10 protein-coding genes are annotated in these 15,070 nt (G+C 70.0%); 4 read left to right on the top strand and 6 right to left on the bottom strand.

Features of this window, described 5'->3' with window-relative positions; all coding sequences use genetic code 11:
- Positions 1–120: 120 nt before the first annotated feature.
- The 4 genes from ACFSOX_RS16970 to ACFSOX_RS16955 all read right to left on the bottom strand — a co-directional run bounded on the left by ACFSOX_RS16970 (position 121) and on the right by ACFSOX_RS16955 (position 5,559).
- The gene (locus ACFSOX_RS16970) at positions 121–1,104 is read right to left on the bottom strand and encodes a TAXI family TRAP transporter solute-binding subunit (protein ID WP_378479001.1); all 984 of its coding nucleotides are present in this window, start codon (positions 1,102–1,104) and stop codon (positions 121–123) included.
- Between the two features lie 72 nt (positions 1,105–1,176).
- The gene (locus ACFSOX_RS16965) at positions 1,177–3,348 is read right to left on the bottom strand and encodes a TRAP transporter permease (protein ID WP_378479000.1); all 2,172 of its coding nucleotides are present in this window, start codon (positions 3,346–3,348) and stop codon (positions 1,177–1,179) included.
- A gap of 402 nt (positions 3,349–3,750) precedes the next feature.
- Positions 3,751–4,443, bottom strand: coding sequence for a 2-phosphosulfolactate phosphatase (locus ACFSOX_RS16960; protein WP_378478999.1), 693 nt, complete (start codon positions 4,441–4,443; stop codon positions 3,751–3,753).
- A gap of 93 nt (positions 4,444–4,536) precedes the next feature.
- Positions 4,537–5,559, bottom strand: coding sequence for a peptidylprolyl isomerase (locus ACFSOX_RS16955; protein ID WP_378478998.1), 1,023 nt, complete (start codon positions 5,557–5,559; stop codon positions 4,537–4,539).
- Between the two features lie 403 nt (positions 5,560–5,962).
- On the opposite strand from ACFSOX_RS16955, the gene secA reads away from it, so the two are divergent.
- From secA to ACFSOX_RS16935, 4 genes are all read left to right on the top strand, one after another.
- Positions 5,963–8,758, top strand: a complete 2,796-nt coding sequence (secA, locus tag ACFSOX_RS16950; RefSeq protein ID WP_378478997.1) for a preprotein translocase subunit SecA — start codon at positions 5,963–5,965, stop codon at positions 8,756–8,758.
- 309 nt (positions 8,759–9,067) lie between these two features.
- Positions 9,068–10,150, top strand: a complete 1,083-nt coding sequence (locus ACFSOX_RS16945) for a DUF2336 domain-containing protein (protein WP_378478996.1) — start codon at positions 9,068–9,070, stop codon at positions 10,148–10,150.
- A 383-nt stretch (positions 10,151–10,533) separates the two neighbouring features.
- Positions 10,534–10,878 carry a PilZ domain-containing protein gene (locus ACFSOX_RS16940; protein WP_378478995.1) on the top strand — a complete coding sequence of 115 codons (345 nt, stop codon included), beginning with the start codon at positions 10,534–10,536 and terminating at the stop codon, positions 10,876–10,878.
- Positions 10,879–10,894: 16 nt separating this feature from the next.
- Complete coding sequence (locus ACFSOX_RS16935) at positions 10,895–11,971, top strand: DUF2336 domain-containing protein (RefSeq protein WP_378478994.1); 1,077 nt, start codon at positions 10,895–10,897, stop codon at positions 11,969–11,971.
- A 33-nt stretch (positions 11,972–12,004) separates the two neighbouring features.
- Here the strand turns inward: ACFSOX_RS16935 and ACFSOX_RS16930 are convergent, their stop codons facing one another.
- Together ACFSOX_RS16930 and ACFSOX_RS16925 are read right to left on the bottom strand one after the other, a co-directional pair.
- The gene (locus ACFSOX_RS16930; RefSeq protein WP_378478993.1) at positions 12,005–13,438 is read right to left on the bottom strand and encodes a hypothetical protein; all 1,434 of its coding nucleotides are present in this window, start codon (positions 13,436–13,438) and stop codon (positions 12,005–12,007) included.
- 209 nt (positions 13,439–13,647) lie between these two features.
- Positions 13,648–14,604 carry an acetyl-CoA carboxylase carboxyltransferase subunit alpha gene (locus ACFSOX_RS16925; RefSeq protein ID WP_378478992.1) on the bottom strand — a complete coding sequence of 319 codons (957 nt, stop codon included), beginning with the start codon at positions 14,602–14,604 and terminating at the stop codon, positions 13,648–13,650.
- Between the last annotated feature and the right edge of the window lie 466 nt (positions 14,605–15,070).

Here is a 15,070-nt window from a genome sequence, read left to right as displayed (position 1 = left end):
GTCATCGCCGGGCTTCGACCCGGCGATCCGTCTCTCCGCGACAAAGCCCGTCCTCGGCGAAGCTGACAGATGCGCGGGTCGAGCCCGGGCTTGACGACCCTCGGTTCGTGCCGGGCCGCGTCACATCTGCACACCCTTGTCGGCGAAGTACTTGAGTGCGCCGGGGTGCCAGGGAATCGAGGAGTTGGCCTTGAGCTGGTTCTTGTAGTCGATGCTCGCGGCCTCCTTGTGGACGGCGACCAGGTCGGACTTCTTGTCGAAGATCGCCTTGACGATGTCGTAGGCCATCTGGTCCGTCATCTTGTCGCTGGTCACCAGCACGTTCCACACCACAGAGATCGTGTTGTCCTTGTCCTGGCCCGGATAGGTGCCGGCCTTGATGGTGTCGACGGCGTAGAGCTTGCCGTGCTTGGCGTTCATCTTGTCGACCACCTCGGCGTGGTCGATCAGCTTGATCTTGACGCCCGGCGTCGCGCCGAGATCCGTCACGGCCGCGGTCGGCAGGCCACCGACCCAGAAGAAGGCGTCGATCTTGCGGTCCTTGATGGCGTTGACCGACTCGGCGACGCCGAGCCGCTCGCGCTTCATGTCCTTGTCCTTGTCGAGGCCGGCCGCCTCGATGACCCGGAACGCCATCACCTCGGTGGCGCTGCCGGGCGAGCCGGTGGAGACGCGCTTGCCCTTGAGGTCGGCCATCGTCGCGATGCCGGTGCCCTCGATGGTCACGACATGCATGCGGTTGGGGTAGAGCACCAGGAGGGTGCGGACGTCGATCTTGTTGCCCTTGAACTTGTCCTGACCCTGCAGGGCGTCGAGCGCCGCGTCGGCCATCGAGAAGCCGACCTCGCTCTGGCCGGAGCCGATCAGCTTGAGATTGTCGACCGAGCCGCCCGTCACCTCGGCGGTCGCCTGGACGCCGGGCAGCGTCTTCGACAGCACGGCGGCGAGCCCGCCGCCCATCGGATAGTAGACGCCGCCGGTGCCGCCGGTGCCGATCGCGATGGTCTTCTGCTGGGCGACCGCGACGCCGGCCGCGACGAGCGCGAGCGCCGCCGCGCCGGCGACGACGGAGCCGAGTGTCAGGCGGGGGATTCCGAATGTCATGGCGTTCTCCCTTGATGGTCAGGCTTCTTCCGTCGTCTGCCGCGACGGCATGCCGGTGTCACGCGAGCGGTTTCATGCACATGCCTGCGCCCGCGTCCTGATCTGCACGAAGAGTAGCAGAGCCACGAGCGCGAGACCAAGCCAGGCGGGTTGCGGCACGTCGATACCGAGCGCCCACTCGGTCGCCGCCTCGAGCAGGCTCGGGAAGACGAGGAGCAGCCCGGCGAGCGTCCACGCGGCCCGCTCCATGCCGGCGACGCGACGCATGGCGAACCCCTGCGCCGCGACCGCGAGCGCGCCGAGCCCCGCCGCGGTCTTCACCGCGATCAGCACGACGTCGATCCAGCCGCCGCCCTTGGGGACGGTCATCAGGAGCCCGACGCCGAACGGATCGAGAATGAAGACGAACGGCACCAGGAAGGCCGGCAGCGTGTACTTCCACGCCTGCAGCGTGGTGCGGTAGGGATCGCCGCCCGTGATGGCGGCCGCCGCGAACGGCGACAGCGCGGTCGGCGGCGACACCTCGGACAGCACCGCGTAGTAGAAGATGAACATGTGCGCGGCGAAGTCCGGCACGCCGAGCTTGATCAGCGCCGGCGCCGCGATCACGGCGCAGATGATGTAGGAGGCCGTCACCGGCACGGCGAGGCCGACGATCCACACGATCAGGGCCGTGTAGAGGGCGGTCAACAGGAGGCTGTTGCCGGCGTAGGCGAGCACGATCGACGAGAACTTCAGCCCCAGCCCGGTCAGCGTGACGACGCCGACGATGATGCCCGCCGACGCGCAGGTGGTCGCCGCGTTGAGCACGCCGATGGTGCCGTCGGCGAGCGCCTGGACGAGCTTCCTCGGCCACAGCGCCGTCTCGGGCCGCAGGAAGGAGAAGCCGAAGGCGAGCAGCGTCGACCAGAACACCGACAGCATCGGCGAGAAGCCGGCCACCATGAAGCCGATCACGGCGACCAGCGAGACGAAGTGGAAGCCGTAGCGCCGCAGCATCTGCGGAATGGTGAGCGAGGTGTCGTAGGGCACCGTGCGAGCGCCGAACTTCTTCGCGTCGAGCTCCACCATGAACAGGAGCGACAGGTAGTAGAGAATGGTCGGAATGATCGCCATCCAGATCACGTCGAGATAGCTGATCTTCAGGAACTCGGCGATCAGGAAGGCGGCGGCGCCGAGCACGGGCGGCGACAGGATCGCGCCGAGACCGCCCGCCGCGAGAAGCCCGCCGGCGGCGTTCCGCTCGAAGCCGGCGCGCGCCATCATCGGATAGGCGACGGCGCCGATCGTCACCGTGGTGGCGACGCCGGAGCCCGACGGCCCGCCGAGCAGGAAGGAGGACAGCACCACGGTGCGGCCGGCGCTGTTCGGCTTGCCGCCCATCACGGCGAGCGAGAAGTCGATGAAGAACTTGCCGGCGCCGGAATGCTGCAGGAAGGCGCCGTAGATGGTGAACATGATGATCAGGCTGGAGGAGACGTCGACGGCGACGCCGAAGATGCCTTCCAGCGTGATGAACAGGTGGCCGACCAGCCGGGTGAACGTGTAGCCGCGATGCGTCCAGGGCGGCGGCAGCTCCGGCCCGACCAGGGCGTAGACGATGAACAGGATCGCCACCACGGGCATGATCCAGCCGGTGGTGCGACGCGTCGCCTCCAAGAGCAGCACGATGAAGATCACGCCGAGGATCACGTCGAGCCGGTCCGGCACGGCGGCCCGGTCGGTGAAGTCCTCGCCGCAGAGGAAGGCGTAGCCGAGGATGCCGACGCAGGCCGCGGCGGCGACCACGTCCCACCAGCGGATGGCGTTGCGGAAGCGTGCCGCGAGCGGGAACAAGAGGAAGCCCAGCACCAGCACGAAGCCGACATGGACGTAGCGCAGCTCCTGCGTCGGCACGATCGCGTAAGCCGCGTAGAGGTGGAACAGCGTCGAGGCGACCGCGATCGTCGTGACGATCAGGCCGGCGCGGCCGGACAGCCGGTTCGCCGCGCCCTCCTCCTGCTCGATATAGGCCTCGGCCTTGCGCAGCGCCTCGTCCGAGATGGCGCCCTGGGTCGTGAGGCGGACATCGGGCAGGGCCGAGTCGACCGGTGCCGGACGCCCCGAGGAGCCCGGCACGTAGCCGGGCGGCGGCTCCAGCGGCCGGAACGGATGGTCGGCGCCGTAGGCGTGGCTCGCCGCGGCGGCGGGCGTCGAGGCCGACGTCGCGGCCGGGGTCGATGCCGGCGCGGTCGAAGCGGGCACTGTCGAAGCGGGCAGGTCCGACGCAGGAGATGTCGAAGGCGGTGGTGCAGAGGGGGCCGTCTCCGGCGGCGTCGCGGCGGCCGCGGCCGACGTGGCGGGCGCCCCGTCCGGCTCTCGGTCGCGACGAGGCTGCGGCGCGCCCGGCGCGCCGGTCCGCTGGTCCACCATGCGCATGTCCTGCCCTGGGCCGACCGGACGGACGGCCGTGACGACGAGCTCTGCGGCCCGCTTCGATCCGAAGCCTCACAGGCCGGCGCGGGAAAGTCCAGTGGGACGAACGGATGACGGGAGCAGGAGGTGGGCGGCGTTTTCTCCTCGCCCCGCCAGCCGGGAGAGGGGCGCCCCAACGCGGGGAGACGTCGTCAGCGGAAGCGTCCGAGAGTGGCGCCGCGCGCCGCGCCCTCAGATCCGCTCCGGCCGCGCGACCGGACGGCCGTCCTCGGCCGTGACGCGGATGGCGAAGTCGAAGCGGCCGATGTCGAGGCAGATGTCGAGATCGCCGGGATGCATGTGGGCGACCTCGGGATCGCGGAACGCGGCGATCTGGCCGCCGGCGAGGATCAGGTCGCGCACCGCGGCGGGCGCGCCCGGGCGCCCCTCCAGAAGGTTGCGCAGATGGATGGCGCAGATCTCGTCCTCGTCGGTGCGGGTGCGCCCGGCCTGCCCCATGGCGACGAGCGACACCCGCGCCGGCGCGGTGGCGAGCACGGCCCGGGCCGTCGCCGGCGCCGTCACCAGCGCCCCGGCGTAGAGCCGGTCGGCGCCGCCGAGCGCGGCGACGATGCCTTGTGTGCCGGCGCTGGTGCGTTGGACGATGGTGCGGCCGGCGACCTCGCGCTGCGACGCCTCGAAGGGCGAGTTGCCGAGGTCGAAGCCCGGCACCTTGACGCCGTCGATCTCGCCGATGACCAGGCTGCCGACGCCGGCGTCGCGCAGCGCGAAGGCGGTCTCGACCGTCTCGGTCATCACGATCCTCTCGGCGCCGCGGGAGAACAGCACGGCCGCCGTGGTGAAGGCCCGGAACACGTCGATGACGACGACCGTCCCGGTCGCGCGGCGGGCGCCCTCGATCAGGCTGTCGATGACGATCTGCACGCGAAACGCCCCCCGTTCCGTCGGCGGCCGATCCGACCGACCGGCCGTGGCCGGTCGGTCATCCCGTCCCGGACCGCATACGCGGTCGAGGACTTATTTCTTGGCGGGCGCGGCGGCGGGGGCCGGAGCAGGCGCCGGCACAGCCGCCGGGGCCGCGGTCGGAGCCGGGGCGGGCGCCGTCTCGGGCTTGTCGAGGCGCTCGATCTTGGCCTCCTGGCGCAGCTTGTTGAGGAGCTCGATCTGCGCCTTGCGGGTGACGAAGGTCTCGATCTGGTCCTTCACCTGGTCGAACGGCGGGGCGGCGCGCTTGCGCTTGTCCTCGAGCTTGATCAGGTGCCAGCCGAACGCCGTCTTCACCGGCTCGGAGACCTGGCCCTTGTCGAGCTTGAAGGCCGCCTCGGAAAACTCCGGCACCATCTGGTCCTTGGTGAACCAGCCGAGATCGCCGCCGTCGACCTTGCCGGGCGGATCCTCGGTGAGCTCCTTGGCGAGCGTCGCGAAGTCCTCGCCCTTCTTGATCCGGGCGAGCGTCTCCTTGGCCTTCGCCTCGGCCGCCGCGGCGGCCTTCGGGTCGTTCGCGTCGGCGACCCGGAACAGGATGTGGCGCGCATTCGCCTCCTGCTCCTCGCCCATCTGCTTCACGGCCTCCTGATAGACGTGCTGCATCGCGTCCGGCGTGGCGCCGGCCTGGCCGGCGTCGCGCAGCATCGATTCCATCAGCAGCTTGCTGTGACCATAGGCGAGGCGCTTCTTGAAGTCGGCCGTGTCCTGGACCTTCTTGGCCTCGGCCGCCTTGGCGAGCAGCGTCATGTCGGTCAGGTAGTTGATCAGCCAGTCGCGCTTCGCCTCGGCGGTGCCGGCCGGGATGTTGGAGCCGACGTCCTCCTCGGCCAGGGCGAGGTCGCTCTGCCGGATTTCGGTCCCGTCGATCTTCGCCACCACCGGATCCTGCGCCGGCTGACCCTGGGTCTGACCGGCCGGGGCGGGGGCGGGAGCCGGCGCCTGGGCCAGGGCCGGGCCGGCGGTGAGCGCCGCGGTCACGAGGAGAGCCGTCCCGATACGGGCACGGCGGCGCGCCGGGCAGCCCGGACGCGAGGACAAGCGTTGCGTAATCATCGAGAATCCTTGGGAAAGACGGGCGTTCGCGCCCGCCGTGACGGCTCCGCACCCTCGCCGAACGCGCAGCGGTTGGCAACCGCCAGGTCTGCTATCGGCAAACGACGGCATGATTGCGGCACCGCAGATGACACCTTCGTCATGACAAGGCCTTGACGAGCCACGCCGGAGAGGCTTTTCGCGAGGGGCGGCCGGATTGACAAGGCCTGGACCCCCTCCTATCTGTGCACCGCTCGCCGGTGTGACCCGTGGGATGTGCGACGTCGCGCGTCCGCGTCTTTTCCCCCGATGGCGCCGTGAACGCGGGCTGCTCCGGGCCACAGCGGGTCGCCCGGTGCATCCGGACGGGCCCGCATTCTCCTCGGGGCCGGAACCACCCGAGACCTAAAGAAAGGACTCCGGGATGTTCGGCGCTGTCGTCCGCAAGCTGTTCGGTAACGCGAACGACCGGCGCATCCGCGCCTACCGCCCCCGGGTCGACCAGATCAACGCGCTCGAGCCCGAGCTCGCCGCGCTCTCCGACGAGGCGCTGCGCGCCCGCACCGAGGCCTTCCGGGCGGAGCTCGCCGCCGGCAAGACGCTCGACGACATCCTGGTGCCGGCCTTCGCCACGGTGCGCGAGGCGGCCAAGCGCACGCTCGGGCAGCGCCACTTCGACGTCCAGCTCATCGGCGGCATGGTGCTGCACGAGGGCGCCATCTCCGAGATGAAGACCGGCGAAGGCAAGACGCTCGTCGCCACGCTCCCGGTCTATCTCAACGCGCTCTCCGGCCGCGGCGTCCATGTCGTCACGGTCAACGACTACCTGGCCAAGCGCGACTCGGAGTGGATGGGCCAGATCTACAAGTTCCTCGGGCTCACCGTCGGCGTCATCGTGCACGGGCTCGACGACGAGCAGCGCAAGGCGCAGTACGCCTGCGACGTCACCTACGGGACCAACAACGAGCTTGGCTTCGACTACCTGCGCGACAACATGAAGTACCGGCTGGAGGACATGGTCCAGCGCGGTCACGTCTACGCGATCGTCGACGAGGTCGACTCGATCCTGATCGACGAGGCACGCACGCCGCTGATCATCTCCGGCCCGCTCGACGACCGCTCCGAGTTCTACAACACGATCGACACCTTCATCCCGCGGCTCGGCAAGGAGGACGTCGAGGTCGACGAGAAGCAGCGTACCGTCGTCATGACCGAAGCCGGCATGGAGAAGATGGAGCGCATGCTGCGCGAGGCCGACCAGCTCAAGAGCGACTCGCTCTACGACGTCGAGAACGTCTCGGTCGTCCATCACGTCAATCAGGCGCTGCGCGCCCACAAGCTGTTCCAGCGCGACAAGGACTACATCGTCCGCAACGGCGAGGTGGTCATCATCGACGAGTTCACGGGCCGCATGATGCCGGGCCGGCGCTTCTCGGACGGCCTCCACCAGGCGCTCGAGGCCAAGGAGCGCCAGCCGGTCCAGCCCGAGAACCAGACGCTCGCCTCGATCACGTTCCAGAACTACTTCCGCATGTACGAGAAGCTGGCCGGCATGACCGGCACGGCGCAGACCGAGGCGGACGAGTTCCTCGACATCTACAATCTCGAGGTCGTCGAGGTGCCGACCAACCTGCCGATGCAGCGCATCGACGACGACGACGAGGTCTACCGGACCGCCGCCGAGAAGAGCCGGGCGATCCTGACCCTGATCGAGGACTGCAAGTCGCGCGGCCAGCCCGTGCTGGTCGGCACCACCTCGATCGAGAAGTCCGAGCAGCTCGCCGACATGCTGCGCGCCAAGGGCTGGGAGGCGCACGACTTCACCGATCCGAACGCCTTCGCGGCGTTGTATTCGGGCGACGAGGGCGCCACCAAGGCCAAGGTCTTCGCCATCCTGAACGCGCGCTACCACGAGCAGGAAGCCTATATCGTGTCGCAGGCCGGCGTGCCCGGCGCCGTGACGATCGCCACCAACATGGCCGGCCGCGGCACCGACATCCAGCTCGGCGGCAATGCCGACATGCGGATCCGCCAGGAGCTCGCCGACGTCACCGACGAGGCCGAGCGGCACGCCCGCATCGAGGAGATCAAGGCCCAGGTGGCGCGCCTGAAGGAGAAGGCGCTCGCCGCCGGCGGCCTCTACGTGCTCGGCACCGAGCGCCACGAGTCGCGCCGCATCGACAACCAGCTGCGCGGCCGCTCCGGTCGGCAGGGCGACCCCGGCCACTCCAAGTTCTTCCTGTCGCTCGAGGACGACCTGATGCGTATCTTCGGGTCGGACAAGCTCGACGGCATGCTGCAGAAGCTCGGCCTGCGCGAGGACGAGGCGATCGTCCATCCGTGGATCAACAAGGCGCTCGAGAAGGCGCAGCAGAAGGTCGAGGCGCGCAACTTCGACCTGCGCAAGAACCTCCTCAAGTTCGACAACGTGATGAACGACCAGCGCAAGGTCATCTTCGAGCAGCGCATCGACTGGATGCGCGACGAGGTGACCAACGAGGTCGTCACCGACATGCGCCACAGCGTCATCGACGACCTGGTCGGCAAGCACGTCCCCGAGAACGCCTATCCGGAGCAGTGGGACACGCCCGGCCTGGAGGAGGAGCTCAAGCGCGTGCTCGGCCTCGATCTGCCGGTGCACGACTGGGCCAAGGAAGAGGGCATCGCCGACGAGGAGCTGATCGCCCGCATCGAGCGCAAGGCGGACGAGCACATGGCCGCCAAGGCGGCCCAGTGGGGCCCCGACGTGCTGCGCTACGTCGAGAAGTCGATCCTGCTGCAGTCGCTCGACCATCTGTGGCGCGAGCACCTGGTGATGCTCGACCACCTGCGCAACGTCATCGGGCTGCGCGGCTACGCCCAGCGCGACCCGCTCAACGAGTACAAGGCCGAGGCCTTCGCCCTGTTCGAGGCGATGAGCCAAAATCTCCGCGAGGCCGTGACGTCGCAGCTGATGCGGGTCGAGATCGTCCAGCAGCAGCCCGAGGAGTCGCAACTCCCTTACATGGAGGCGACCAAGATCGATCCGTCCACCGGCGAGAACGAGTTCGCGCCGGCCGATGTCGGCCTGCTGCTCGGCAGACGCCAGGACGGCGACACGATCGAGGCCGCGGCGCGCGACCCCAAGAACCCCGCCACCTGGGGCAAGGTCGGCCGCAACGAGGTCTGCCCGTGCGGCTCGGGCAAGAAGTACAAGCACTGCCACGGCCGCTACGCCTGAGGCGACGCTGCGGCGGCGCTTCACCTCGCCCCGGGGGGGCGAGGTCGGAGCCTCGCCGCACGGCCGGGGGTCTAACCCGCCCGTTCTAGTGGTAAATTAAAACCCCGTTCACCATTCCGCATTAGAGTCTGGCGATCGTCATCCCGGGAACGCCCCGGGGGGGCGACGCTCGCTGGTCCCGTCCGGGGCCGTCTCCGTCCGTAGCCCGGCGCTTCGCCGTCGTCCCGGGTGTCTCCCCATGCCGGATCGTGCCACGCCCGGTGCCATGACCTGTCGGATGCCACGCCCGGCAGCCTCGGGCGGCACGTCATGACGGCCGTCCCGAACACCCTGCTGGCCGATCTTCCTGCCCTCCTGGACCAGGGCACGCCCGAGACCCGCGGCGAGATCCTGCGCCGGCTCACCGATCTGTTTCTCACCCAGGCCGGCGGCTTCCGGGACGAGCACGTCGCTCTCTTCGACGCCGTGCTCAAGCTGATCGTCGGCTCGGTGGAGCGGCACGCGCTGATCCGGCTCGGACTGCAGCTCGCGCCGCTGCCCAACGCCCCGCTCGACACCATTGCCTGGCTCTGCCGGTCCGACGACATCGCGGTCGCCGGACCGGTGCTGGAACGCTCGACCCGGCTGCCCGATCCCGTGCTGGCCGATATCGCCACGACCAAGCCGCAGACGCATCTCGCCGCCATCGCGGTGCGCCGCGCCCTGTCGGTCGTCGTCACCGATGCCCTGATCGATCGCGCCGATCTCGACGTCACGCGGAAGGTCACGGCCAATCGCGGCGCGCATTTCTCCGAGACCGGCTTCCGCACCATCGCGGGCCGGGCCCATCTCGACGAGTCGCTCGCCGTGCTGGTCGCCAATCGCGGCGACGTGCCGGCCGAGGTGTTCCGCGACCTGGTGAAGAACGCCACCGACGAGGTGCGTCGCAGGCTCGCGCGCTGCGACGAGCCGGGCGTGCGCCAGCGCCTCGACCAGGCGATGGCGGCGTGCGGCAATCATCTCCTGCATGCCCGCCGCAAGGCCGAGGCGCCCGGCACCACGGTCGCGAGCCCGGCGCCCGACAAGCTCAAGGCGCTGTGCGACAAAGCCCGCGCCGGCAAGCGCAGCGACGTGATCGACGCGATCGCGGACATCACCGAGGTTCCCGAGGCCGCGATCAAGAGCCTGATCAAGCAGGGCTCCGAGGAGGGCATGCTGATCCTGTGCAAGGTCGCGGGCCTCGCCTGGCCCGATACCAAGGCCGTGCTGCTCGCCGCCACCGGCGCCGCCGGCGACCCGCGCACCGCCTTCGGCACCTTCTCGGGCCTGACCCCCGAGACGGCCCAGCGTGTCGTCCGGTTCATCCGGCTGCGCAAGGTGGCGACCCCGGCCGAGATCCGGAAGATGATGTGAGCGCGGCCGCGCCGCCGTGCCGCTCGGCGCGTCATCCCCGCGCACGTCGCGCCATCGACGACCTGGATGCCTCCGAGACCGAGAGCGTGGATCGCCGGGACGAGCGTCTTCGGCGGCAATCGGAGGTCTGCAGCCGCGCCTCCGTCGTGTTCGGCGCCGGGCGGCACTAATAGCCGACCCGAAGAACTACACTGTTTGCGGGTGGTGTCCGAAATTCCATACCGATGATTTGTAATCATGTATTCAGGGTTGTGTCGTATCGTCCCGAGGGTCGAAACCGCCGGTCCAGGCGAGACCTTCGCGGGCCGATCACAAACGGACCGTGACGACCGCGGTTGTCCACCATCCCGGCACTTGCGCATTCGAGAACTGGGGTCGACGGCATGTCCTTTTTCGCGTCCTCTTCCTCGTCCGGAACCGTTCGCCGGCAGCGCCGCCACCCGCGCTTTCTCACCCTCGCCACTGGTCGGATCGTGGACCGGGACGACGCGATCGACTGCGCCGTCGTCAACGTCTCGGTCGGCGGCGCCTGTCTTCTGGTGGCGGATGCCGCCGCGGTGCCGGGCGTGTTCGAGCTGGTCGTCGATCCCGGGCGCATCCGGGTGCGCTGCGTCGCCGTCTGGCGCGATCGCCATCACCTCGGCGTCGCCTTCGTCCCGGTCGATCCGGGCGCGTCGCCGCCCCCGCCCGAGGCCTGGCTCGCCTTGGTGCCGACCGCCGTTCGCTGACCCGGAGCCCACCGTCATGCCGGCCTCGGTGCCCCTGATCGAAGAGCTGTCCAGCGTTCTCGCGAGCGGCAGCGCCGACCGACGCAGCGCGGTGCTGCGCCGGGTGACCGACCTGTTCCTGGCGACGTCGACGCAGCTCGGCGACGCGCAGGTCGGCCTGTTCGACGACGTGATGGAGCGCCTCGTCGACACGGTCGAACGTTATGCCCTGGTTCGGCTCGGCCTGCAGCTCGCACCGATCGCCAACGCGCCGCGCGACACCATCGGCCGCCTCGCCCGCCACGACGACATCGACATCGCACGGCCGGTGTTGGAGAAATCCCCGCGCGTCACCGACGCGCTGCTGGTCGAGGTGGCGCGGAGCAAGGGTCAGGGTCACCTCGCCGCCATCGCGGCCCGCGAGCATCTCTCCGAGGTGGTCACCGACATCGTGGTCGAGCGCGGCGACATCGCGGTCACCCGCAAGATCACGGCCAATCCGGGCGCCCGCTTCTCCGACGCGGGGCTGCAGACCATCGCGGTGCGGGCGCGCGGCGACGAGGAGCTCGCCGAGCTGTTCGCCGGACGCAGCGACGTGCCGGCCGACCTGTTCTGCGAGATGGTGCGCGACGCCGGCGAGATCGTGCGCCGCCGGCTGGCGGCCTCGGCGCACCCGGCCGTGCGCACCCGGCTCGATCACGCCATCGCGGCGATCGGCGATCAGCTGGTGCACGCCCGCCTGCACGCCCATCACGGCCCGGCGGTCCGGCTCGATTCCGACGCCATCAAGCGGCGGTTGTGCGAGCAGGCCCGCAACGGCGAGCGCGGCCCCGTCGTCGAGACCCTCGCGGCCGTCGCCGACGTGCCGGCGATCGCGGTGCGCAACCTGATCCGCCAGCGGTCCGACGAGGCCCTCTTGATCCTGTGCAAGGCGGCCGGCCTGGGCTGGTCCGACGCCAAGGCCGTGCTGGCCGTGACGCTCGGCGAGCCCGACGACCCCCGCGCCGCGTTCCAGCACTACATCGAGCTGACCGCCGAGGCGGCCCAGCGCGTCGTCCGCTTCATCAAGCTGCGCAAGTCGGCGAGCCGCACCGAGCTCGACCGGCTGATGTGAGGCCGTCGACGTGGCGTCGACCGAAATCCGGCGCTAGTTGCCGAAGCTCGACGACGACAGCACCGGCTTGGCGCCGGGCATCAAGCTACCGCCCGCGTAGGCGGCGGGGGCCGGTGCGGCACTCGCCTCGACCCGACCGGTCGACGCCGGCTGGGTGGTCGGGCGAATGGCCCCGAGCGCCGCCGGACGCGACGACGACGAGGCGAGCTGGGTCTGGGCGGGCGCCGGCTTGGCGGCCGGCGCGGCGTTCACGGCGGCCGGCTTGGCGGCCGGTGCCGGCGCGGCGGCGGGGCTCGGCGGCGGGGCGCTCTCGCTCTTGCCCATGCCGAACCACTTGCCGAGCGCCCCGATGGCGCCGTCACCGTCGGCCGAGGCGACCCGGGCGCCGACGCCCGAGGTCGTCTCGGTGTCGGCCGACGCCACCGCGGTCGCCGCGGTCGGCGTGTTCGGCAGATAGACCAGCGTGGCCTTGCCGCCCGGGCTCTGCGGCGGCAGGCTGGCGACCTTGCGGCCGTTCGACACGAAGGTCTCGTTGGGGTTGATCTTCGCCAGGAAGGTCGGATGCATGCCGCCGTCGCTGCCGGTGCGCACCGCCGCGGTCTGCACCCCCTGGGCGACGTAGTGGGCGAACTGGCGCTCGTCGGCGTCCTGCTTCTGCCGGACCGCCGCGACGACGTCCTCGGGCACCTGGTAGGCCGGGCAGCGCGCCGCCGGGCTGAAGCCGCCCGCCGTCGGCGTCGCGTTGAAGACATAGCGCTTCTCGCAGACGTCGATCTTCGGCTCCTGGCGGGTCGCCTCGAAGTGGTCGTTGCCCTCCTTGAGCATCCGCCAGAACGCCATGTGCGGGCTGGTGCGGTGGCGGGCCATGTTGAGGGCCGTCATCCGGAACGGATAGGCCTGGACCTGGAAGGACTTCTGGCCGCCCAGGAAGGCCTCGCGGCCGAGCCCGTAGATCTCGGTGATCTGCTCGTCGGTCATCGCGTAGCAGCCCGAGGACGAGCAGTCGCCGTGCACCATCAGGAAGGCGCCGGTGCGCTCGTGGGCGCGGTCGTAGGCGTTGGGGAAGCCGAGATTGAACGCGAGGTGGAAGCTCGAGTTCGGGTTCATCTGGCCGGGCGTGATCGCGTAGAAGCCCTCGGGGGCCTGGCGGTCGCCCTGCTTGACCTTGGGGCCGAGCTCACCCGACCAGCGGCAGATCGGGTAGGTCTTCAGGTGGGCGTACTGGCCGGACGAGTCCTGCTTCCAGACCTCGAGCTCCGATTCCTCCTTGAAGATCCGGATCAGGATCGGGGAATCGACCGGCATGTTCTTCTTTTCGAGCGTCGCCACCATCTCGCGCGACAGCGGCTGCATCGCCTTGCTCGGGATCTGCGAGATCCCGTCGGTCTGGCACCCGGCCAGCGCGATCGCAGCCGCGACCGCCGCCGACGCCAGGAGCGTCCGGACCCACGCCGAATGACGGTTCAAACGGCACTCCCCCTCGTCCCATTCCCTAACGACCGGTTAGCGTCGAGATGTGGTTTTAGCAAGGCAGTGGAACCGGCCCCTCCCCCCGCCGCGACGGCATGGTGAATCGGGGGTGTACGGAGGTCTCGCGACGACTGTCCGCCCGGATGGTTGCCGGACCGTTAACGTGGGGCAGATCACCCTGATCTCGCGCGCGAAAATGCGGCCCGTCAGGCCAGCGTGCGACCGATCGCCAGGAACTTGTCGCGGCGGTGCTGGCGGATCGCCTCGGGGCCGAGCTCGCGCAGGCCGTCGAAGGCGGTCGCGATGGCGTCGCCGGTGGCGTTGATGGCGGCCGCCCAGTCGCGGTGCGCCCCGCCCATCGGCTCGCGGATGACGGCGTCGATCACCCCGAACTTGAGGAGGTCGTCGGCCGTGATCTTCATGCCGGTCGCCGCCTCCTGCGCCTTGCCGGCGTCGCGCCACAGGATCGAGGCGGCGCCCTCCGGCGAGATCACGCTGTAGATGGCGTGCTCCAGCATCAGAACCTTGTTGGCCGTGGCGATCGCGATGGCGCCGCCCGAGCCGCCCTCGCCGAGGATCACGGCGACGTTCGGCACCTTCAGGGCCAGGCAGGCGGCCGTGGAGCGGGCGATCGCCTCGGCCTGGCCGCGCTCCTCGGCGCCGATGCCCGGATAGGCGCCGGCGGTGTCGACCAGGGTGATCACCGGGATGTCGAAGTGGTCGGCCATCTCCATCAGGCGCACCGCCTTGCGGTAGCCCTCCGGCATCGCCATGCCGAAATTGCGCTTGAGCCGGCTCTCGGTGGAGGAGCCCTTCTCCTGGCCGATGACGCAGACGCTCTCGCCGCGGAAGCGGCCGAAGCCGCCGACGATCGCCTCGTCCTCGCCGAAGGTGCGGTCGCCCGCGAGCGGCGTGAAGTCGGCGATCAGCCCGCCGATGTAGTCGAGGCAGTGCGGCCGCTGCGGATGGCGCGCCACCTGGGTCTTGTTCCACGGGGTGAGGTTCGCATAGAGCGCCTTGAGCGCCTCGGCGGCCTTGCCCTCCAGCCGCGCGATCTCCTCCCCGATCTCCACCGCGCCGGCCGGCTGCTCCAGCGCGCGCAGCTCCTCGATCTTGGCCTCGAGCTCGGCGACGGGCTTTTCGAAATCGAGATAACTGCGCATCAGGGGACTGACCGGGGGGTGGTGTCCGGGGGTGGAATCCGGGAATGGAATTGGCTCGCGGCGACGGCGAGCGGGCGACAAAAGCCCCCGGTCTCGGCGGAAGTCAAGCGAGCGGTGGGGTGGTGCAGGGCGCCGGCAGGCTGCACCGAACCTCTCGCCTCGGCCTGCGGCGCCCGGCGAAGCCGGGCCTCGAAGGATGCGGCCCCGGGCCCTCGACTTTATGGGTCGCATGGTTCGAGAGGCGGCCTGCGGCCGGAGTGTGCACTCGGGCCGCGAAGCGGACCCGGGTGGCCGCGCCTTGCCCTCAGGATCGAGGTCGTCGGCGCCGGCCGGCAGAATGCACTTCGCTATTCCGCCTTACGGGCTGTGGCCGCGCCATGGACGCCAGCCGCGCGTCATGGCCGGGCTTCGGCCACGGCTGTCCGGCACGGATTGTGCTTGAAGAGGTGCACGGCATTGATTCTGC

The sequence above is a fragment of the Rhodoplanes azumiensis genome, from assembly GCF_042682915.1.
GTDB lineage: Bacteria > Pseudomonadota > Alphaproteobacteria > Rhizobiales > Xanthobacteraceae > Rhodoplanes > Rhodoplanes azumiensis.
The sequence above is the reverse complement of the archived record's forward strand: the minus strand, read 5'-3'. Positions and strand labels throughout refer to the sequence as shown.

Coding starts and splice junctions, on each gene's coding strand:
- ACFSOX_RS16955 (WP_378478998.1), bottom strand. CDS start 5,559: ATGATTACGCAACGCTTGTCCTCGCGTCCGGGCTGCCCGGCGCGCCGC.
- secA (WP_378478997.1), top strand. CDS start 5,963: ATGTTCGGCGCTGTCGTCCGCAAGCTGTTCGGTAACGCGAACGACCGG.
- ACFSOX_RS16940 (WP_378478995.1), top strand. CDS start 10,534: ATGTCCTTTTTCGCGTCCTCTTCCTCGTCCGGAACCGTTCGCCGGCAG.
- ACFSOX_RS16970 (WP_378479001.1), bottom strand. CDS start 1,104: ATGACATTCGGAATCCCCCGCCTGACACTCGGCTCCGTCGTCGCCGGC.
- ACFSOX_RS16925 (WP_378478992.1), bottom strand. CDS start 14,604: ATGCGCAGTTATCTCGATTTCGAAAAGCCCGTCGCCGAGCTCGAGGCC.
- ACFSOX_RS16935 (WP_378478994.1), top strand. CDS start 10,895: ATGCCGGCCTCGGTGCCCCTGATCGAAGAGCTGTCCAGCGTTCTCGCG.
- ACFSOX_RS16945 (WP_378478996.1), top strand. CDS start 9,068: ATGACGGCCGTCCCGAACACCCTGCTGGCCGATCTTCCTGCCCTCCTG.